16 protein-coding genes are annotated in these 15,675 nt (G+C 44.2%); 8 read left to right on the top strand and 8 right to left on the bottom strand.

From position 1 onward, the window contains the following. Positions 1-38: 38 nt before the first annotated feature. Complete coding sequence (xthA, locus tag VIC_RS23155) at positions 39-845, bottom strand: exodeoxyribonuclease III (RefSeq protein ID WP_006962815.1); 807 nt, start codon at positions 843-845, stop codon at positions 39-41. A gap of 222 nt (positions 846-1,067) precedes the next feature. Here xthA and VIC_RS23150 point away from each other — a divergent pair, with 222 nt between their 5' ends. After that, entirely contained in the window at positions 1,068-3,185 is a 2,118-nt protein-coding gene (locus VIC_RS23150; protein ID WP_006962814.1) for a methyl-accepting chemotaxis protein, read from the top strand. A 35-nt stretch (positions 3,186-3,220) separates the two neighbouring features. On the opposite strand, the gene VIC_RS23145 is transcribed toward VIC_RS23150, so the two are convergent. The 5 genes from VIC_RS23145 to dinG are packed head-to-tail and all read right to left on the bottom strand — an operon-like array spanning position 3,221 to position 7,936. After that, positions 3,221-4,357 (bottom strand): ribosomal protein uL16 3-hydroxylase, encoded by a 1,137-nt coding sequence (locus tag VIC_RS23145; RefSeq protein ID WP_006962813.1) that lies wholly within the window; start codon positions 4,355-4,357, stop codon positions 3,221-3,223. Continuing rightward, positions 4,354-4,518 carry a pleiotropic regulatory protein RsmS gene (gene rsmS / locus VIC_RS23140; protein ID WP_006962812.1) on the bottom strand — a complete coding sequence of 55 codons (165 nt, stop codon included), beginning with the start codon at positions 4,516-4,518 and terminating at the stop codon, positions 4,354-4,356. The genes VIC_RS23145 and rsmS overlap by 4 nt, the downstream gene beginning before the upstream one ends. A 1-nt stretch (position 4,519) precedes the next feature. Next, positions 4,520-5,068 carry a primosomal replication protein gene (locus tag VIC_RS23135; protein ID WP_006962811.1) on the bottom strand — a complete coding sequence of 183 codons (549 nt, stop codon included), beginning with the start codon at positions 5,066-5,068 and terminating at the stop codon, positions 4,520-4,522. Further along, entirely contained in the window at positions 5,065-5,844 is a 780-nt protein-coding gene (locus VIC_RS23130; RefSeq protein WP_006962810.1) for a sulfite exporter TauE/SafE family protein, read from the bottom strand. Before VIC_RS23130 ends, VIC_RS23135 begins: the two co-directional genes overlap by 4 nt. A gap of 19 nt (positions 5,845-5,863) precedes the next feature. Next, complete coding sequence (gene dinG, locus VIC_RS23125) at positions 5,864-7,936, bottom strand: ATP-dependent DNA helicase DinG (RefSeq protein ID WP_006962809.1); 2,073 nt, start codon at positions 7,934-7,936, stop codon at positions 5,864-5,866. 517 nt (positions 7,937-8,453) lie between these two features. On the opposite strand from dinG, the gene VIC_RS23120 reads away from it, so the two are divergent. The 3 genes from VIC_RS23120 to VIC_RS23115 all read left to right on the top strand — a co-directional run bounded on the left by VIC_RS23120 (position 8,454) and on the right by VIC_RS23115 (position 10,290). Next, positions 8,454-9,233, top strand: coding sequence for a porin family protein (locus tag VIC_RS23120; protein WP_236612204.1), 780 nt, complete (start codon positions 8,454-8,456; stop codon positions 9,231-9,233). Beyond that, complete coding sequence (locus tag VIC_RS27100; protein WP_236612203.1) at positions 9,193-9,549, top strand: porin; 357 nt, start codon at positions 9,193-9,195, stop codon at positions 9,547-9,549. The genes VIC_RS23120 and VIC_RS27100 overlap by 41 nt, the downstream gene beginning before the upstream one ends. A gap of 75 nt (positions 9,550-9,624) precedes the next feature. Then, complete coding sequence (locus VIC_RS23115) at positions 9,625-10,290, top strand: DUF2057 family protein (protein WP_006962808.1); 666 nt, start codon at positions 9,625-9,627, stop codon at positions 10,288-10,290. 45 nt (positions 10,291-10,335) lie between these two features. On the opposite strand, the gene bioA is transcribed toward VIC_RS23115, so the two are convergent. Next, entirely contained in the window at positions 10,336-11,613 is a 1,278-nt protein-coding gene (bioA, locus tag VIC_RS23110; RefSeq protein WP_006962807.1) for an adenosylmethionine--8-amino-7-oxononanoate transaminase, read from the bottom strand. A gap of 133 nt (positions 11,614-11,746) precedes the next feature. Between bioA and bioB the strand changes: the two genes are divergently transcribed. The 4 genes from bioB to bioD are packed head-to-tail and all read left to right on the top strand — an operon-like array spanning position 11,747 to position 15,414. Beyond that, positions 11,747-12,799, top strand: a complete 1,053-nt coding sequence (gene bioB / locus VIC_RS23105; protein WP_006962806.1) for a biotin synthase BioB — start codon at positions 11,747-11,749, stop codon at positions 12,797-12,799. Beyond that, a complete protein-coding gene (locus VIC_RS23100; RefSeq protein ID WP_006962805.1) occupies positions 12,786-13,931 on the top strand; it encodes an 8-amino-7-oxononanoate synthase in 1,146 nt (381 codons plus the stop codon). The genes bioB and VIC_RS23100 overlap by 14 nt, the downstream gene beginning before the upstream one ends. Then, the gene (gene bioC, locus VIC_RS23095; protein WP_006962804.1) at positions 13,931-14,734 is read left to right on the top strand and encodes a malonyl-ACP O-methyltransferase BioC; all 804 of its coding nucleotides are present in this window, start codon (positions 13,931-13,933) and stop codon (positions 14,732-14,734) included. The genes VIC_RS23100 and bioC overlap by 1 nt, the downstream gene beginning before the upstream one ends. Beyond that, positions 14,731-15,414 (top strand): dethiobiotin synthase, encoded by a 684-nt coding sequence (bioD, locus tag VIC_RS23090; protein ID WP_006962803.1) that lies wholly within the window; start codon positions 14,731-14,733, stop codon positions 15,412-15,414. Before bioC ends, bioD begins: the two co-directional genes overlap by 4 nt. A 68-nt stretch (positions 15,415-15,482) precedes the next feature. On the opposite strand, the gene VIC_RS26920 is transcribed toward bioD, so the two are convergent. After that, on the bottom strand, positions 15,483-15,650 hold the full coding sequence (locus VIC_RS26920; protein ID WP_006962802.1) for a hypothetical protein: 168 nt from the start codon (positions 15,648-15,650) through the stop codon (positions 15,483-15,485). Positions 15,651-15,675 lie beyond the last annotated feature (25 nt).

Below are 15,675 nucleotides of genomic sequence, written 5' to 3'. Positions count from 1 at the left end.
AAAACAAAATCCGGAGCCTAGGCTCCGGATTTTTTGTTTTACTTAAACGTTGACCAAATCGGTGCGTGATCTGATGGTTTTTCGATGCCACGCAGCTCGTAGTCGATATCTGATTCAATACATTTCTCGGCGAGTTTTGGAGTCGCGAGTACAACGTCAATGCGCAGACCACGGTTGTCATCGAAACCACGTGAACGGTAATCAAACCACGAAAATCGGTCTTCTACCTCTGGGTGGAGTTGACGGAAGGTATCCACAAATCCCCAGTCCATTAATGTTTTCAACCATTCACGCTCTTCTGGTTGGAAAGAACATTTGCCCGTCTTTAACCAGCGCTTACGGTTAGGTTCACCAATACCGATATCGGCATCAATTGGGCTTATATTAATGTCACCCATCACGATAAGCTGTTCGTCGTTGTTGTGGTGATCATTAAGGTAAGTCATCAAGTCTTTGTAGAACTGGCGTTTGTACGGGTACTTGGTTTCGTGGCTGATGTTGTCACCCTGTGGAAAGTAGCCGTTGAGCACGGTGACTTTCTCGCCATTGTCGTCTTCAAACGTCGCCATGATCATACGTTTCTGGTGATCTTCATTGTCAGTAGGAAAGCCTTTCTGCACAGAAAGCGGTTCTTTCTTACATAGCATGGCAACACCGTAGTGTGCTTTCTGACCATGGAAGTAGACTTTATAGCCCATAGCTTCAACGTCTTCGATAGGGAAGGCTTCATCATGTACTTTGATCTCTTGAAGACCGATTACGTCTGGCTGATGTTTATCGATGACAGCTTGCAGTTGATGCAAGCGTGCGCGAAGACCATTGATGTTAAAGCTGATAACTTTCATTTTTATTCCTTGTTATTGAAATAATTCAACGAATCGAAATTTCCCCAGATATTACCACTTTCTTTAGTAACCGCCTAAAGTTAACAGTTGGTGTATTTGTATTAACATATCTGTAAACTTTCGATTGATAATTGATTGCAATATGTTGTAATTGGTCTCGAAATGTAGAATTTAGTTTTCGTTCTCATGCGATATGAATGAGTTTGCTCATAAGGATGTACTATGCGAACCCTTTCCGTTCAATGGAAAATTACCCTTCTTGCAGGTTGCTGCCTGCTCATTACCTCTTTATCCCTGATCGGATTTTCTGTTTACAACGCAGTGACTAACCAACAACAGATAAAGGCACAAAGTGCAGAGTCTGTGATCAACAAATCAGAGCAACTGCTTGAAACACGAGCACTACTGAATGCCACTGAAGTGGCTGAATATCTTAATGAAGCCTTATATCGAGCGGAAATGCTGGCATCTAATGCGCTGTTTTTGAAAACCAATACTGAAGAAAATTTTGGTGATAGCGAAGAATTGCGTACTGCTTTGGATGAAATGGTTCGCAAGTCGGTACTGAGTTTTGATTCGATTCAAGGTGCTTATCTCGTCTTCAGGCCTAACATGCTAGATGGTGAAGATAGTAACTATGTTGATGCGGAGTATGTAGGCTCGAACGAACGAGGGCAGTTTGCACCTTACTGGGTAACCGCTCAAAACGGTGAGAATGTCGTGTCTAATGTGCTGAGTGAAGCGGCGCTGGAAGATACTCAAAACAGTGAGCGATTCTTTTGTCCGCTTTCCAGTGGCGATTCATGTGTCAGTACTCCAAGACTTATTAACCAAGCTGGCGGACAGGTTTTGGCGACCTCTATATCTGTTCCGATCATGATCGATGATACTGTGATTGGTTTCTTTGGTATTGATCTTCGACTTGATGCGATGTCGGGTATTGTTGTCGAGTCAGACAGCCAACTCTTCAACGGCAGTGGTAATGTCAATATCATCAGCCTAGATGGTTCATTGATTGCTAGTGATGATTCCTCTCGTGCCATTGGACAATCGTTCGACAGCAAAACACTTTCCAGTGATCAATTGACTGATCTTCTGTTTGGGCAGGAAGTTCAAACCCAATGGAGTAGTGATGGTGAATGGCTGAGCGTATTTGCCCCTATTATGGTTGCCAATCAAACTTGGGGCGTATTATTTGATATGCCTAGAAGCAGCGTGTTGGCAGACGCAGAAATGCTCGATCAAACCATCAGCCATCAGGTGGAGTCGAGCGTGAAAACCGAAGTACTTGCGGGCTCAATTTTGGTTGTTTTCGGTTTAGTGACTATCGCGGTGATGGCATCTCGTTTGGTTAAACCAATTCGTGAGGTGGTCGCGAGGTTAGATGATATTGCATCTGGCGAAGGGGATTTAACTCAGCGCTTGGATGTGAAATCCCAAGATGAGATTGGTCAGCTTGCCACAGGGTTCAATAAATTCCTTGATAAGCTTCAGTCAATTATTAGTGATGTCGTAGAAACGACGCTGCAGATCGGTACGACGACAGAGCAGTCTCGAATAGCAGCTCAGCAAACTCGCTCAAGCAGTGATTCCCAGTTTAAAGAAGTGGATTTGGTGGCAACAGCCTCTGAGGAAATGACTCAAACGGCAGGTCTGGTGGTTCAAAACGCAGAAGTTGCAGTGAGCGAAGCTGAAAAAGCCAACGTCGCTGCAGATTCCGGTAAGAAGGTTATTGAGCAGTCTCAAGACGAAATGGTTCGATTAGTTGAGAGAATGACGGCAGCGGTTCCTGTTGTTGAAGAGCTAGCGAAAAACAACGCCAACATAACCGAGATACTGACTGTTATTGAAGGAATTTCAGAGCAAACGAATCTTCTGGCCTTGAACGCTGCCATTGAAGCCGCGCGAGCAGGTGATCAAGGGCGTGGTTTCGCTGTAGTTGCCGATGAAGTTCGCAGCCTAGCCAGTCGCACTCAATCGTCAGTTGGTGAAATTCGTCAGGTGATCGAAGATGTACAGAAAGGGACGCAGGATGTGGTCAACGCTATCCAAGATGGTAATGATTTAGCGAATGATTCCGCCCAACAAGTTGAAAGAGCAGTTTCTCAGCTCAACAATATCTTTGATGCGATCTCATCCATCAATGATATGAACTCGCAGATCGTGAAAGCCGCTGAAGAGCAGCAGTCGGTATCTGCTGAGGTAAATCAGAGTGTCAGCAACATCCGTGACTTGAGCGCGCAGATTTTATCTCAAGCAGAAGAATCTGAAACTGTCAGCACGCAAATCGGAAATCTCTCAGAAAGACAGCAAAAACTGGTGAATCAGTTTAAAGTATAAAAGTAAAGGGCCTCTTGATGAGGCCCTTTTGCTATCTAATCTAGATACCAGTAACCAAGGTTAACCAGTGTTGTAAGCAGCTGCATTTGTGAGCCAGATAACTTGCCGTCGATATCTTCAATCTCAATCGACTCTTGATTACACAGTAGGTGGACGAGGTGCGGTGACTCAGCTGGGTAAGCATCACCGTTAATGTAAACATGTGCAGATTCGTTCTCATGGTAGAGCGCACGTAAACCAGAGACTTTGCGTAAACTGCCTAGTGATTCTAAGTGGTGGTAGATTTCCAGAGTGCTGATTGGCTCTTCAGGTTCAACAATATCGAGCTGATGGCGAGATTGACTTAGCATACCCCCCATAAATTCACGGATATCGGATTCTGATTGCAGGGCCGAGCGAAGCATGGCTGTCAGCTTATCTAAATCAGTATTGAGTATTTTGCCGTATTGATGCTGAACCGTTATCTCTGGGTTATGTAGGTGAACGTCACCTTTTTCATTGGCTAGTACATAATCAGCGAAATTACTGAGCAGTTCTTGCTCCTTAGGTGAACGAAAGCCCATTGAGTAACTCATACTCGGCTCTAGCGTATTCCCTTCGTGCGGGAAACCTGGCGGGATGTATAATATGTCACCGGGTTCCAATACTTCATCAATGATGGCATCAAAGCCTTCAATCTGACGCAAAGCGTCGGCCTGAATCGACTCTTTATACTGACCTTTATCTAGATCTCCAACACGCCAGCGGCGTTTACCACTGCCTTGGATAATGAAAACATCATATTGGTCGATGTGAGGGCCAACACCACCTTCAGGGGCAGAAAAGCACACCATTAAGTCGTCAAATAACCAGTTGGGCAGCTGTTTGAATGGCTCTATTAATTCGGCTGCACCTAGGTGCCAATGGTTGCAAGCTTGTACCACTAATTGCCAATGGGACTCAGGCAGGTTTTCAAACAGAGAATCGTCAAAAGGACCGTGTTGTGCTGACCACTTACCTTCAACGTTAGAAATGTAACGCGAATCTACCTCTTCCTCCATGGCAAGTCCTGCTAACTCGTCTGGAGAAATCGGGTCGATGAAATCATTGAATCCGCCTTTAATCACAGTCGGTTTCTTGTGCCAGTATTGAGCAAGAAACTCTGTCATGTCAAAACTTAGTGGATAGCTCATGATTTCTTCTCCAATTTGTTTTCCAAATCAGATTTAACAATGTTGATGGCCGCCAATGCTACTTCGGGATCTATCTCATTGCTTTCAATTAAATAGATGAGATCCACAGCGAGTTTTATTTCATCAGGTGCTTGATCCAGATTGGACGAGTTTGAAGACATATTACTGGTTCCGCTCTTTGTAACTAATTTGCTTTTCAATTTTGATTTTAGCTTGCTGGCATCGTTGCAAACGACGCTGAGCAGACTGCAAAGTTTGTGCAGCTAGAGACTTATCTCTTGGTGTGGCGAGCTTATGTTCTTGCTCCTTGTTTTTCACCAATGTTTTAAGCCGTTGTTCCCATTGTTGGTGCTGAGCCAAGCTTTGGTAAAGTTCATTGAGGTTGCGTTGACTGAATGACTTGCCGGTCGGTTCGCTTTGTCTGAGAGCTGTTGTAGCTAATTCTCGTTTAATTGCGCTAATTTGCCACAACAGTTTTTCAGACAAAAACTCTGCTTGGTCAGGCGATAGTGATCCTGATGATTGTTCGCAGAGAATTTTGTCGAGTGTTTCATGTGCTTCATAAGTGTAAGGCGTCAGAAGCTTGGATTGGCAGCGAAATAGTTTTTGGTCGAAAAGGGCTTGCTGCTGTTCGCCTCTTTGGTTATCCAACAAAGTGGCTTCTTGTTCCAACTGTTCTAATAACGATGATAGCTGGCCAAATTGCTTCATAGATTCACAAACCACGCTTCATAAGCAAGTTTCACGGCAAGGATACTTACAACGGTAACAAATACAGGGCGGATAAACTTAGCGCCGAATCGTATTGCCGAATGAGCACCAACAAAGGCGCCTGCCATTAGGCAAACACCCATAGTCAGCCCCAGCACCCAATCAATGTGACCTAGGATGGCGAACGTGATCAGCGAGGTGAAGTTACTGGTAAAGTTCATCGCTTTCGATAGGCCCGACGCCAGCAAAATGTTCAATCGATACAGTGCCATTGAACTGACAGTCCAAAATGCGCCTGTCCCTGGGCCTGCAACGCCATCATAGAAGCCGATACTGAACCCTTGAATATATTGTTTTTTATTAAACTTAGGGCAAGGTTGTGGCATCTCATTACTGTTTGATTGTGGTGTTTTGTGCCAGATGGTGTAAATCGCGGCAAGCAGAATGATGATAGGGAGAATCTTTTCCAGCCATTCGGTACTAATTAGATCGACAACTAGGGTCCCGAGGGTTGCACCAATTAAAGTCGCAATAAACGCTCGACCCCAGCAATGAGGTTTGAACAGTCGCTTTTTATAATAAGTAAACGCTGCTGTTGATGACGCGAACGTAGCTGCCAGCTTATTGGTACCTAACGCGATATGTGGTGGTAAGCCAAGGGAAAGCAGAGCAGGTACGGTAAGCATACCGCCACCGCCAGCTACGGCATCGATAAAACCTGCCACAAAAGCAACCAGCGCTAACACCAACAACATTGTTGGTTCAAAAAGTTCCATACAGTTTCTTATATTCTAGTTATTCGATGACACGTTTAAATGGTGGTAGTGAGTCGAGTAGAGCCTTGCCATATCGCTTAGTAACGATACGACGATCAAGGATGATGACTGTACCAGAATCTCGCTCTTTTCGCAGCAGACGGCCGACAGATTGGATCATTTTTTTGCTCGCTTCAGGTACTGTGATTTGCATAAATGGGTTTCCACCTTTGCTCTCAATATACTCTGCGTGAGCTTGTTCCACTGGTGAGGTAGGGACGGCAAAAGGTATCTTGGTAATGATTAGGTTTTCAAGTAAATCTCCAGGAAGATCAAGGCCTTCTGAAAAACTTCCGGTACCAAATAAGATGCTGGTTTTCTTACACTGTACTAAGGTTTTATGTTTTTTTAGAATCTCTGAGCGTGATTCTTTACCTTGAACCTGTAGTGACCAACCTTTTTTTATAAAGTATGACGATAACGCGTCCGTGACTTGATTCATTTGCCAGTAGGATGAAAACAACACCAAGTTGGCTTTCTTCTCTTCAATCAATTCTGGCAGTCGTTCAATTAAGCTATCGGTAAATTGAGGAGCTTGAGGTTCATAAGCCATTTTAGGCACTCTAAGCTCCGCTTGGTTTTGGTAGTCGAACGGAGAAGCTAAGGCTAAAAATCTCACGCCGTCTTCTGGTTTTTCACTGATCCCAGCTTGTCGACAGAAGAAACTAAACGAGTTAAGTGCTCGCATGGTTGCAGACACAAGCACCGCACCAATACAGCGGCTCCAAAGCTGTTGATCTAATTGCCACCCAACTTCCAAAGGTGACACATTGACAACAAAATCGCCTTCTCGTTCAGGTGCGACTTCCAGCCACCTTGCTAGAGGGGCGCCTTTCTCTCGTTGAGGCTCAGCCATTAAGTTCCAGACTTGAGCAAGGTTATCCATGCGTTGAATGTAAAAACCAAGCTCGGCTAAAGCAGGTTCGGCAAGTCGGTTAGCAAGCTCGCCATCTTTCACTCGCTCAGCAATAAGATCTGCAATCTTTGCAACAGACTGCGCAGCTTTTTGGGTGACAATCTTTAATTGTTTTGACTCTTCTTCTAACCATGTGGGTAACTCACCATTCTCAAACCGATAACAGCCATCTTCAAATTGGTCAGCATTAAAACGACTCGCAAGTTGAGTCAGTGAAGGAATCAATTGTTGAACTGCGTCTTGCAATTCATTGCGAAAGCGGCCTACGCGTTTTTCATCTGCCAGATTGGCAAACTTAGTTACAGACTGATTCAAACGCTCGAGCCAACTTGCCGCGCCTTTTAAACTCGCTGCAGCTGAGGAGTGGTCTCGTGCAACATGTGGGAGGTGATGAGCTTCATCAAAAACATAAATAGTATTCTCTGGTTCAGGGAGAATGACCCCACCACCGAGATCGGCATCGGCCATAACTAAGCTATGGTTGGCAATGATGACATCCGTTTTATCTAGCTCTGAACGCGCTTTTTGGAAAGGGCAGTCACGGTGAACGGGTATGCTGTTGTTACAGCTGTGTTTGTCGCTGACGATGGATTGCCAAATTTCATCGGAGATCGGCTTTGGCCAAGAATCCCTGTCACCATCCCATTTGTTTTGCGCGAGCTTTTTATACATCAGCTCAAGCTGTTCGACATCTCTACGCTTTGGTTTGCTGTCAAACATCGCCATTTGACCACCATCCGCTCCACATGCAGCGGCGAGTTTCTCTGCACAACAATAGCGTTGCCTGCCTTTGGCCAGTATGAAAGAAAATTCCCTGTCAATCAGTCTTCTGTACAAAGGGAGGTCTTTATTGAGCAACTGTTCTTGCAGCGCGACTGTCGCCGTCGAGATCACAACTTTACGATTATTGAATAATGCCACTGGGATCGCTGCCATCAAATATGAGAGTGATTTACCGATACCAGTCCCTGCTTCGGCGACAATCATTCGTGTTGATTTGTGGTACTCACCACATAGGGATTTGGCGATTTCTGCGACTAAATAGTTTTGAGCTCTGCGAGGTACAAAGTTATCCAGCTGAGATTGTAAATTTTGATAACTGGTACGTATGGATTGCTGGATTTTACTGGTGGTCATACTGGTGCCTTTAATTAGGGAAGGCGATGTTACCACATTTTTTTAAATGATAAGTAGTTCACGAAATGAGAGCATTTCATATCAAATCTAGATCTCCTTCACAAAAAAAAACTGAACCTTCATAAACTTAGAGCATATTTTTAGATTTAAAAATATATCTCTCCATAAGTGTTTTTTATGTAGATGAAAATTCCGTTTGTTAACTGCTTGTTTACTTTGGTTAGTTTAAAATATCGCAAAACTGCAATTTCCTTTTTGATGATAATTTACTTAATTTGATTAGAACTTGCTCGAAAAAATACCCTATTTATATGTAACTATATGTATTTAAAGCATTTTATTTTTTTTGATTTGTTTTATTTAGGTCATTTGACAGGTAGCTGAATCTTTTGCAATCTAGACCCCGAATTTTAGTGGCGACAACATCTGACCAGTTAGAGTTCAGAGTTGTCATCAAAAAACATAAAGGGAACCGGATAAGGATTTCCCCATTCTATAGAAAAGGCAGTGGATTATTATGAAAAAGACTCTAGTAGCTCTTTCAGTTCTAGCGGCAGCAGCAAACGTAAATGCAGCTGAAATTTACTCTACAGATGCTTCTAAAGTATCTTTAAAAGGTGAAGTTGACGCATACGTTGCAACTACTGATATCGAAAAAACTGGTACTTCAGCAACTACTCGTACTGAAACAGACCCATTTGTTACAGTTTGGGGTAAAATCCAGCTAGATGCAGAGCACAAGGTAAGCGATACACTAACTAGCTTTGCTTCTTTCGAAATTGAATCAAGCACTGGCTTTGATTCAGCGGCTACAGATAACAATGCTAAGTTTGACGACGTTTACATCGGTGTTAAATCTGATTCTTGGGGTGTTGCGATCGGTGAAGTAGGCGATCTTGCTGAATCTCTAGACGCAATCGAGAAAGGTGATATCACAAACGAAGGTCAATTCTTTGGTTCTGCTGGCGGTCACCGTGCTGAATCAAATGGTAACGGTGTCGTATTCAAAGCTGAGCTTGCAGAAGGTCTAGTATTCGTAGCTGACGCTAACACTGAGTCTAATGAGAACATCGACAACACTTACGGTGCTTCTCTAGACTGGACTATCAACGACATGTTCTCCGTTGGCGCTTCTGCTATTAACGGTGAGCAAGCACAAGACACAGATTACCAAGTAGTTGGTCTGTCTGGTTCTGTTAACGTTGGCGGTTTCTATTTTGCAGCTACAGTAGCTCAGTTTGAGGGTGTTAACTCTTTTGGTCTATTCGGCAGTTCAGTTACTGAAAGGTACAACTAAAACTAGCTACGACTATGTAGATGGTACTGCATACGGCGTTGCAGCTCAGTACACTATTGATAAAACTCGCCTTTACGCAACGTACGATGTAATGGACCTAGATGAATTCACGGTAAGTGGTGCAAATGCGAAAGGTGATACAACTAACCTAGTTGTTGGTGTTGATTACGCTCTACAAGACAATGTTACTATCTTCGGTGAATACCAAACAGCTGAAACTTCTAACGACTTTGAAGGTGCATCAGCTGCTACTCTTCAATCGAGCGCTGGCCTAGATGCAGATACATTTGTGATCGGTGCATACTACACATTCTAATTGCTAGTCATTTAGAATAGGTTAAAGCCAACGCGAAAGCGTTGGCTTTTTGTTATTGATAAAAGGAAATACCACGTGAATAAAATTAAACATATAGTTCTGGCTGTACTGGCGACTGCTGTTTCTCTTCCTTCTCTGGCGCTTGATTTGGATCTAGACAGTGGTATTTCAGCTGAAGTATTGAACGGCAAAAAAGTCAAAGATGAGAATTATGAACTGGTCAAAGGTGATAATCAGTTTGTATTTGAATTCAGTGGCAAGTTGAAGGATGGTCATAAGCGAGAGTATTACTCTTCTCGTCCTTATATTGTTACTCTGGATCTAGAAAATGCTGATGTTTTGAAAGTAGAGCTGGTTTCAAACAGATTGAGTAGTATTGAAAAAAAAGTTAACAAACGAGAGCCAATTTTTAAGTTCACGATTGATGGCAAGGCTGTAAACGATTCTCAAGAAATGCTCCCACCGGCTGAAGGTGCATTCCCTTACTCAAATGTTCCTGCTTTAGTTGATACATACAACAAAGAGCGAGGATTAGTTTTTGACTCAGGTAAGGTAGTGGAACTAAAAGCAGAGTTAGCGAAACTGGAGCAAAGTGAACCTATTGCTTCGGGTGAAAGAAAGACAACAACTATTGCTGGTGTAACCGAATCTGAAAATACACTGCAGCTAAAACTCTGGTACTTGCGCGCAAGTGATGAAGAGCGAAAAAACTTTAAGCGCTGGATGATCGAACAAGACTAATTTGATTTAAAAAGGCTTCTTAAGAGAAGCCTTTTCAATACGTACTCAATTAAAGCAAGTAGGCTCCACTAGAGCATTTTCAATTGCTCCAACAAGCTTTTCTATATGATCGGGCTCACTAATAAACGGTGGCATCATATAGATGAGTTTACAGAAAGGTCGAATCCATACGCCTTGCTCAACAAATAGTTGTTGTATCTTTTCCATATTGACTGGTTTAGTTGTCTCAACGACTCCAATTGCACCTAACCACCTCGCATCGGCGACTAAGTCATATTGCTTTAATCTAGGCAGCAATTCTGAAAACGCATTTTCAATTTGAAGTGTCTGATGTTGCCAGTCTCCTTGCTCTAAAAGCTCTAAACTGGCTGTTGCCACTGCGCAAGCAAGCGGGTTGCCCATAAAGGTAGGGCCATGCATAAAGCAGCCTGCTTCGCCTCCACATACGGTGTCAGCGACGTCTTTTGATGTGAGAGTGGCTGACAGTGTCATGTACCCGCCTGTCAGCGCTTTGCCTACGCAAAGAATATCGGGTTCTACTTCTGAGTGTTCACAGGCGAACATCTTCCCTGTACGGCCAAATCCAGTTGCGATTTCATCAAGAATCAATAGTACACCAAATTGGTCGCACAATTTCCTTACACCTTTTAGGAAGCTCGGATGGTATATCCGCATGCCACCAGCACCTTGGACAATGGGTTCTAGAATTACGGCCGCGATCTCAGTGTGATGAGCTTCTAACTTAGATTTGAAATCATTCAGATCAGCTTCATCCCACTCCTGATGAAAACCGATTTTTGGAGAGTCAGCGAATATGTGTTCCGGAAGAAAGCCTTTGTATAGCGAATGCATTGAGTTGTCTGGATCCGTCACTGACATTGCGGCGAACGTATCACCATGATAGCCGTCCCTTAAAGTTAAGAACTTAGGTCGTTTCTCACCTTTCGCATGCCAGTACTGAAGTGCCATTTTTAGACTTACTTCGACGGCTACCGAACCTGAGTCAGCTAAAAATACATGTTCGAGATTATTGGGCGCGAGAGAAAGGAGCTTCTTGCATAAATTAATCGCTGGCTCGTGAGTTATGCCCCCAAACATGACGTGCGACATCTTGCTTATTTGTTCTTGAGCCGCGTTATTCAGAGCAGTGTGGTTGTAGCCGTGAATCGCCGACCACCAAGAGGACATGCCGTCTATCAACTCTCTCCCACCTTCAAGCTTTATGTAAACACCATTCGCTGAGGTGACTGGATAGCAGGTCAGAGGTGTTAGCGTTGATGTATAGGGATGCCAGATATGGCGGCGGTCAAAGTCGAGATCCATCAATATTTCCTCAATGATGAGTGGTCATATAATGACCATATGTAAACTTTTGAAATTTAATAGTGTTGACAGTTTACATCGCGTCGGTAGACTAGCCAAGTCAAGAAACTAACAATAATAGTAAGGAATACACGTGGAAGTACGTCACAACTGGACGGTAGCCGAAGTTCGCGAATTAATGGCGAAGCCGTTTATGGATCTTCTTTTTGAAGCGCAGCTAGTTCACCGTCACTATCAGCAACACAACCACGTACAAGTCAGTACATTGCTCTCAATTAAAACTGGCGCCTGCCCTGAAGATTGTAAGTATTGCCCGCAGAGTGCTCGTTATCAGACAGATGTTGAAAAAGAACGTTTGATGGAAGTTGAGCGCGTGCTTGATGCAGCCCAAAAAGCCAAAAGTGCTGGGTCTACTCGTTTTTGCATGGGAGCAGCTTGGAAGAATCCTAAGGCTCGTGACATGCCTCACCTGACAGAAATGATTAAGGGCGTGAAGGGGATGGGGCTTGAGACCTGTATGACTCTCGGCATGCTCACACCTGAACAGGCCGCTGAACTGGCTGATGCAGGCTTGGATTATTACAACCACAACCTTGATACTTCTCCTGAATTCTACGGCAGTATTATTACCACACGTACATACCAAGATCGTCTAGATACCTTATCTCACGTACGTGATGCCGGTATGAAAATCTGTTCTGGCGGGATTATTGGTATGGGGGAAAGTGCCAATGATCGTGCTGGTCTGTTAGTTGAGCTAGCAAACTTACCGACTCACCCTGAGAGCGTTCCTATCAACATGTTAGTGAAAGTCAAAGGGACACCACTTGAAGAAGTCGATGATGTTGAGCCATTCGATTTTATTCGTCTTATTGCTGTCGCGCGTATTTTGATGCCTAAGTCAGCGGTGCGTCTATCTGCTGGTCGTGAAGATATGAACGAGCAGATGCAGGCGCTTTGTTTTATGGCAGGTGCTAACTCAGTGTTCTACGGATGCAAGTTGCTGACTACACCTAACCCTTCCGAAGACAAAGATATGCAGTTGTTCAATAAGCTGGGCATCAACAGTCAAGAAGTGTCCCAGCGACCAGATGAAATTGAGGAAAATGATCTGCTTGATCGTGTGGTAGAGCGTGTTGCTGCACGTCCAGCCAAGGATGATCTGTTTTACGATGCCAGTGTTTAGTGAACGCATTGATCGAGCTCTGAACGAAAGAAAACGTCAGGGGCTTGAGCGCAGTATGCGCATGGTTGGAGCGGGTAATAGCACGACGCTAACGCATGGAGACAATCTGTTTACCAATTTCTCCAGCAACGATTACTTAGGCCTCGCGACAGACAAAGAGCTGTCAAATGCTTGGCAAAAGGGCTTGAATCTGTATGGCAACGGAAGTGGTGCATCTCCTCTGGTTACAGGGCACTCAAAAGCGCACTCAGATCTACAAGCCGCGTTATGTGAGTGGCTTGGCTTTGAACGAGCGATATTGTTTAACTCCGGATTTTCGGCCAATCAGGCCTTACTTTTCAGCTTGTTGGAAAAAGATGATCTGCTTATCCAAGACAAATTAAATCATGCCTCTTTAATGGAGGCTGGCATGCTTTCTCCTGCGACGATGAAACGCTTTCACCACAATGATGCTGAACATTTGAAGGTAATCATGAAGCAAAGCGCGTTAGTTGTGACTGAAGGGGTGTTTAGCATGGATGGTGATCTCGCACCGTTAGCCGATATTCATGCTGTCACTGAAAATAAGTCTTGGCTTGCCGTTGATGACGCGCATGGCATTGGCGTTCTGGGCAGCGACGGTCGAGGGAGTTGTGACGTAGCGAACGTTAAACCTGATGTGCTGATAGTGACGTTCGGCAAAGCTCTGGGTTTGTCAGGAGCAGCGATTATGTGTAGTAAGGCATTGGGTGAGTATTTAACGCAGTTTGCTAGACATCACGTTTACTCAACGGCTATGCCGCCTTCACAAGCTTATGCGTTAACTCATGCGATCACTATGGTTCAAACTCAACATTGGCGACGAGACAAGCTTTCGGATCTGCAAGGTGAATACGCCCAGCACTTTTCTTCGTTTGATGGTTATGTAGAGACCTCAACACCTATTAAACCCTTGTTGATTGGGAAGAGTGGCGCTGCATTGGAAGTCGCGAATGACTTAAAGGGTGCGGGTTTTTGGTTAACGGCGATTCGACCTCCCACGGTTCCTAGTAATTCAGCAAGGTTAAGAGTGACGCTCTCGGCGAATCACTCGGTGACACAAATTAAAGAACTCGCAAAAAGCATAGAAGTTTCAATGGAAAAGGTGCATTGATGGAACACGCTATTTTGATGCATGAGTCTTGGCCTCAAGACAAAACCGCCATTGCAGAAGCGTTTGGTAAAGCAGCCAATACTTATGACTCTCATGCTGCTTTTCAAAGAATGGTAGGGGAGCGGTTACTGAATCAGTTACCTGAAGATTTAAGTAATAAAACGGTCCTCGATCTTGGCTGTGGGACAGGGTATTTTTCAGACAAGCTGCGCCAACGTGGTGCGTTGGTGATCTGCTGCGATCTTTCACAGCAGATGTTGAATAAGGCTGAGGAAAGGTGTGGCTCTGCAGGAATGCGCTACCAGCTTGGAGATGCTGAAGCTTTGCCGTTTCCAACTGCTTCTGTTGACTATGTATTCTCAAGTTTAGCGTTGCAGTGGTGTGAAGACTTGTCACGCCCCTTGAGAGAAATGCGTAGAGTTGTTAAACCAGCGGGCCAAGTGTATTTTTCTACCTTGCTTGAGGGATCATTGGAAGAGCTGAAATGTGCTTGGCGCCAAATTGACGCATATCAACACGTCAACGACTTTATCAGCACCAATCAGGTAAAAATTGCGTTAGCGCAATCTGGTTGCCAGAGTCATCATCTAGACTTGCCTACCATGAAGGTTTGGTACGACACTGCATTTTCTTTGATGCGCGATCTGAAGGGCATTGGAGCTAATCATGTAAGCGGGCGTTCACATGGGTTAACGAGCCGTCGCACACTACTCGAAGTTGAGCGTGCATACCAAACGTTTAAAAACCATCAAGGTCTTCTACCTGCAACTTATCAGGTTTGTTTAGGGGTTATTCATCTATGATTGATGCATTTTTTATTGCTGGTACGGATACCGATGTTGGTAAAACAGTTGCTTCAAAAGCAATTCTTAACGCGCTTGCGCTAAAGGACTTAAAAACAATTGGCTACAAGCCCGTTGCAGCGGGTAGTGAGAAAACAAGCGAAGGCTACCGAAATTCAGATGCTTTGTATCTGCAAAAAGCCTCCACACTTGACGTTGACTATGATCAGGTCAATCCATACGCTTTGGAGTTGCCAGCTTCACCGCATATAGCCGCTCAGCGTGAAGGTATTGAAATTCAGTACTCCGTGTTGAGTGAAAAATTAGCGGAGCATAAAGATAAAGCGGATGTGGTTCTGGTCGAAGGGGCTGGGGGCTGGCGAGTGCCGGTCACGGAATCTAAATGCCTGTCTAGTTGGGTACAGCAAGAGAAATTGCCTGTGGTGTTAGTTGTTGGCATCAAGTTGGGGTGCTTAAGCCATGCTATGTTGACTGTCGATGCGATTAAGGCGGATGGGTTGGAAGTGATTGGTTGGGTTGCAAACCGAGTCAACCCTGGTACAGAGCATTACGCTGAAATCATTGAAATGCTGGAACAAAAAATTGGTGCGCCAAAGCTGGGTGAGATTCCTTACGTACCAAGCGTTAAACAAAAAGATCTAGCGAAATATATTGATGTGTCCACGCTAATTGATAGTTGATTTTTCCTCGTGACCTAAAACATAAAGGCTGCCATATGGCAGCCTTTATTGTATTTATAATCTGACACTTACTTATCTTGGTTTAGACCCATGAGCGCTTGCTGGGTATCAGAGATACGTTTCTGTGCTTGCTGCTCTGAAGAAATACCAAGTTGCTGCTTTGCTTCTTCCTCTGAAATACCAAGGTGGCAGCATAGTAGGTCAATAGCCATTTGATAGTTGTTAGTTTCAACCATGATTTTGTCCTTTTCACACATGGAT

Origin of the sequence: Vibrio coralliilyticus ATCC BAA-450, from assembly GCF_000176135.1 — a bacterium.
GTDB lineage: Bacteria > Pseudomonadota > Gammaproteobacteria > Enterobacterales > Vibrionaceae > Vibrio > Vibrio coralliilyticus.
This window is presented reverse-complemented; position numbering and strand designations above follow the sequence as displayed.

Coding starts and splice junctions, on each gene's coding strand:
- VIC_RS23100 (WP_006962805.1), top strand. CDS start 12,786: ATGCCAGTGTTTAGTGAACGCATTGATCGAGCTCTGAACGAAAGAAAA.
- VIC_RS23120 (WP_236612204.1), top strand. CDS start 8,454: ATGAAAAAGACTCTAGTAGCTCTTTCAGTTCTAGCGGCAGCAGCAAAC.
- rsmS (WP_006962812.1), bottom strand. CDS start 4,518: ATGTCTTCAAACTCGTCCAATCTGGATCAAGCACCTGATGAAATAAAA.
- bioC (WP_006962804.1), top strand. CDS start 13,931: ATGGAACACGCTATTTTGATGCATGAGTCTTGGCCTCAAGACAAAACC.
- VIC_RS23150 (WP_006962814.1), top strand. CDS start 1,068: ATGCGAACCCTTTCCGTTCAATGGAAAATTACCCTTCTTGCAGGTTGC.
- VIC_RS26920 (WP_006962802.1), bottom strand. CDS start 15,650: ATGGTTGAAACTAACAACTATCAAATGGCTATTGACCTACTATGCTGC.
- bioA (WP_006962807.1), bottom strand. CDS start 11,613: ATGGATCTCGACTTTGACCGCCGCCATATCTGGCATCCCTATACATCA.
- xthA (WP_006962815.1), bottom strand. CDS start 845: ATGAAAGTTATCAGCTTTAACATCAATGGTCTTCGCGCACGCTTGCAT.
- VIC_RS23145 (WP_006962813.1), bottom strand. CDS start 4,357: ATGAGCTATCCACTAAGTTTTGACATGACAGAGTTTCTTGCTCAATAC.
- dinG (WP_006962809.1), bottom strand. CDS start 7,936: ATGACCACCAGTAAAATCCAGCAATCCATACGTACCAGTTATCAAAAT.
- VIC_RS23135 (WP_006962811.1), bottom strand. CDS start 5,068: ATGAAGCAATTTGGCCAGCTATCATCGTTATTAGAACAGTTGGAACAA.
- bioD (WP_006962803.1), top strand. CDS start 14,731: ATGATTGATGCATTTTTTATTGCTGGTACGGATACCGATGTTGGTAAA.
- VIC_RS23130 (WP_006962810.1), bottom strand. CDS start 5,844: ATGGAACTTTTTGAACCAACAATGTTGTTGGTGTTAGCGCTGGTTGCT.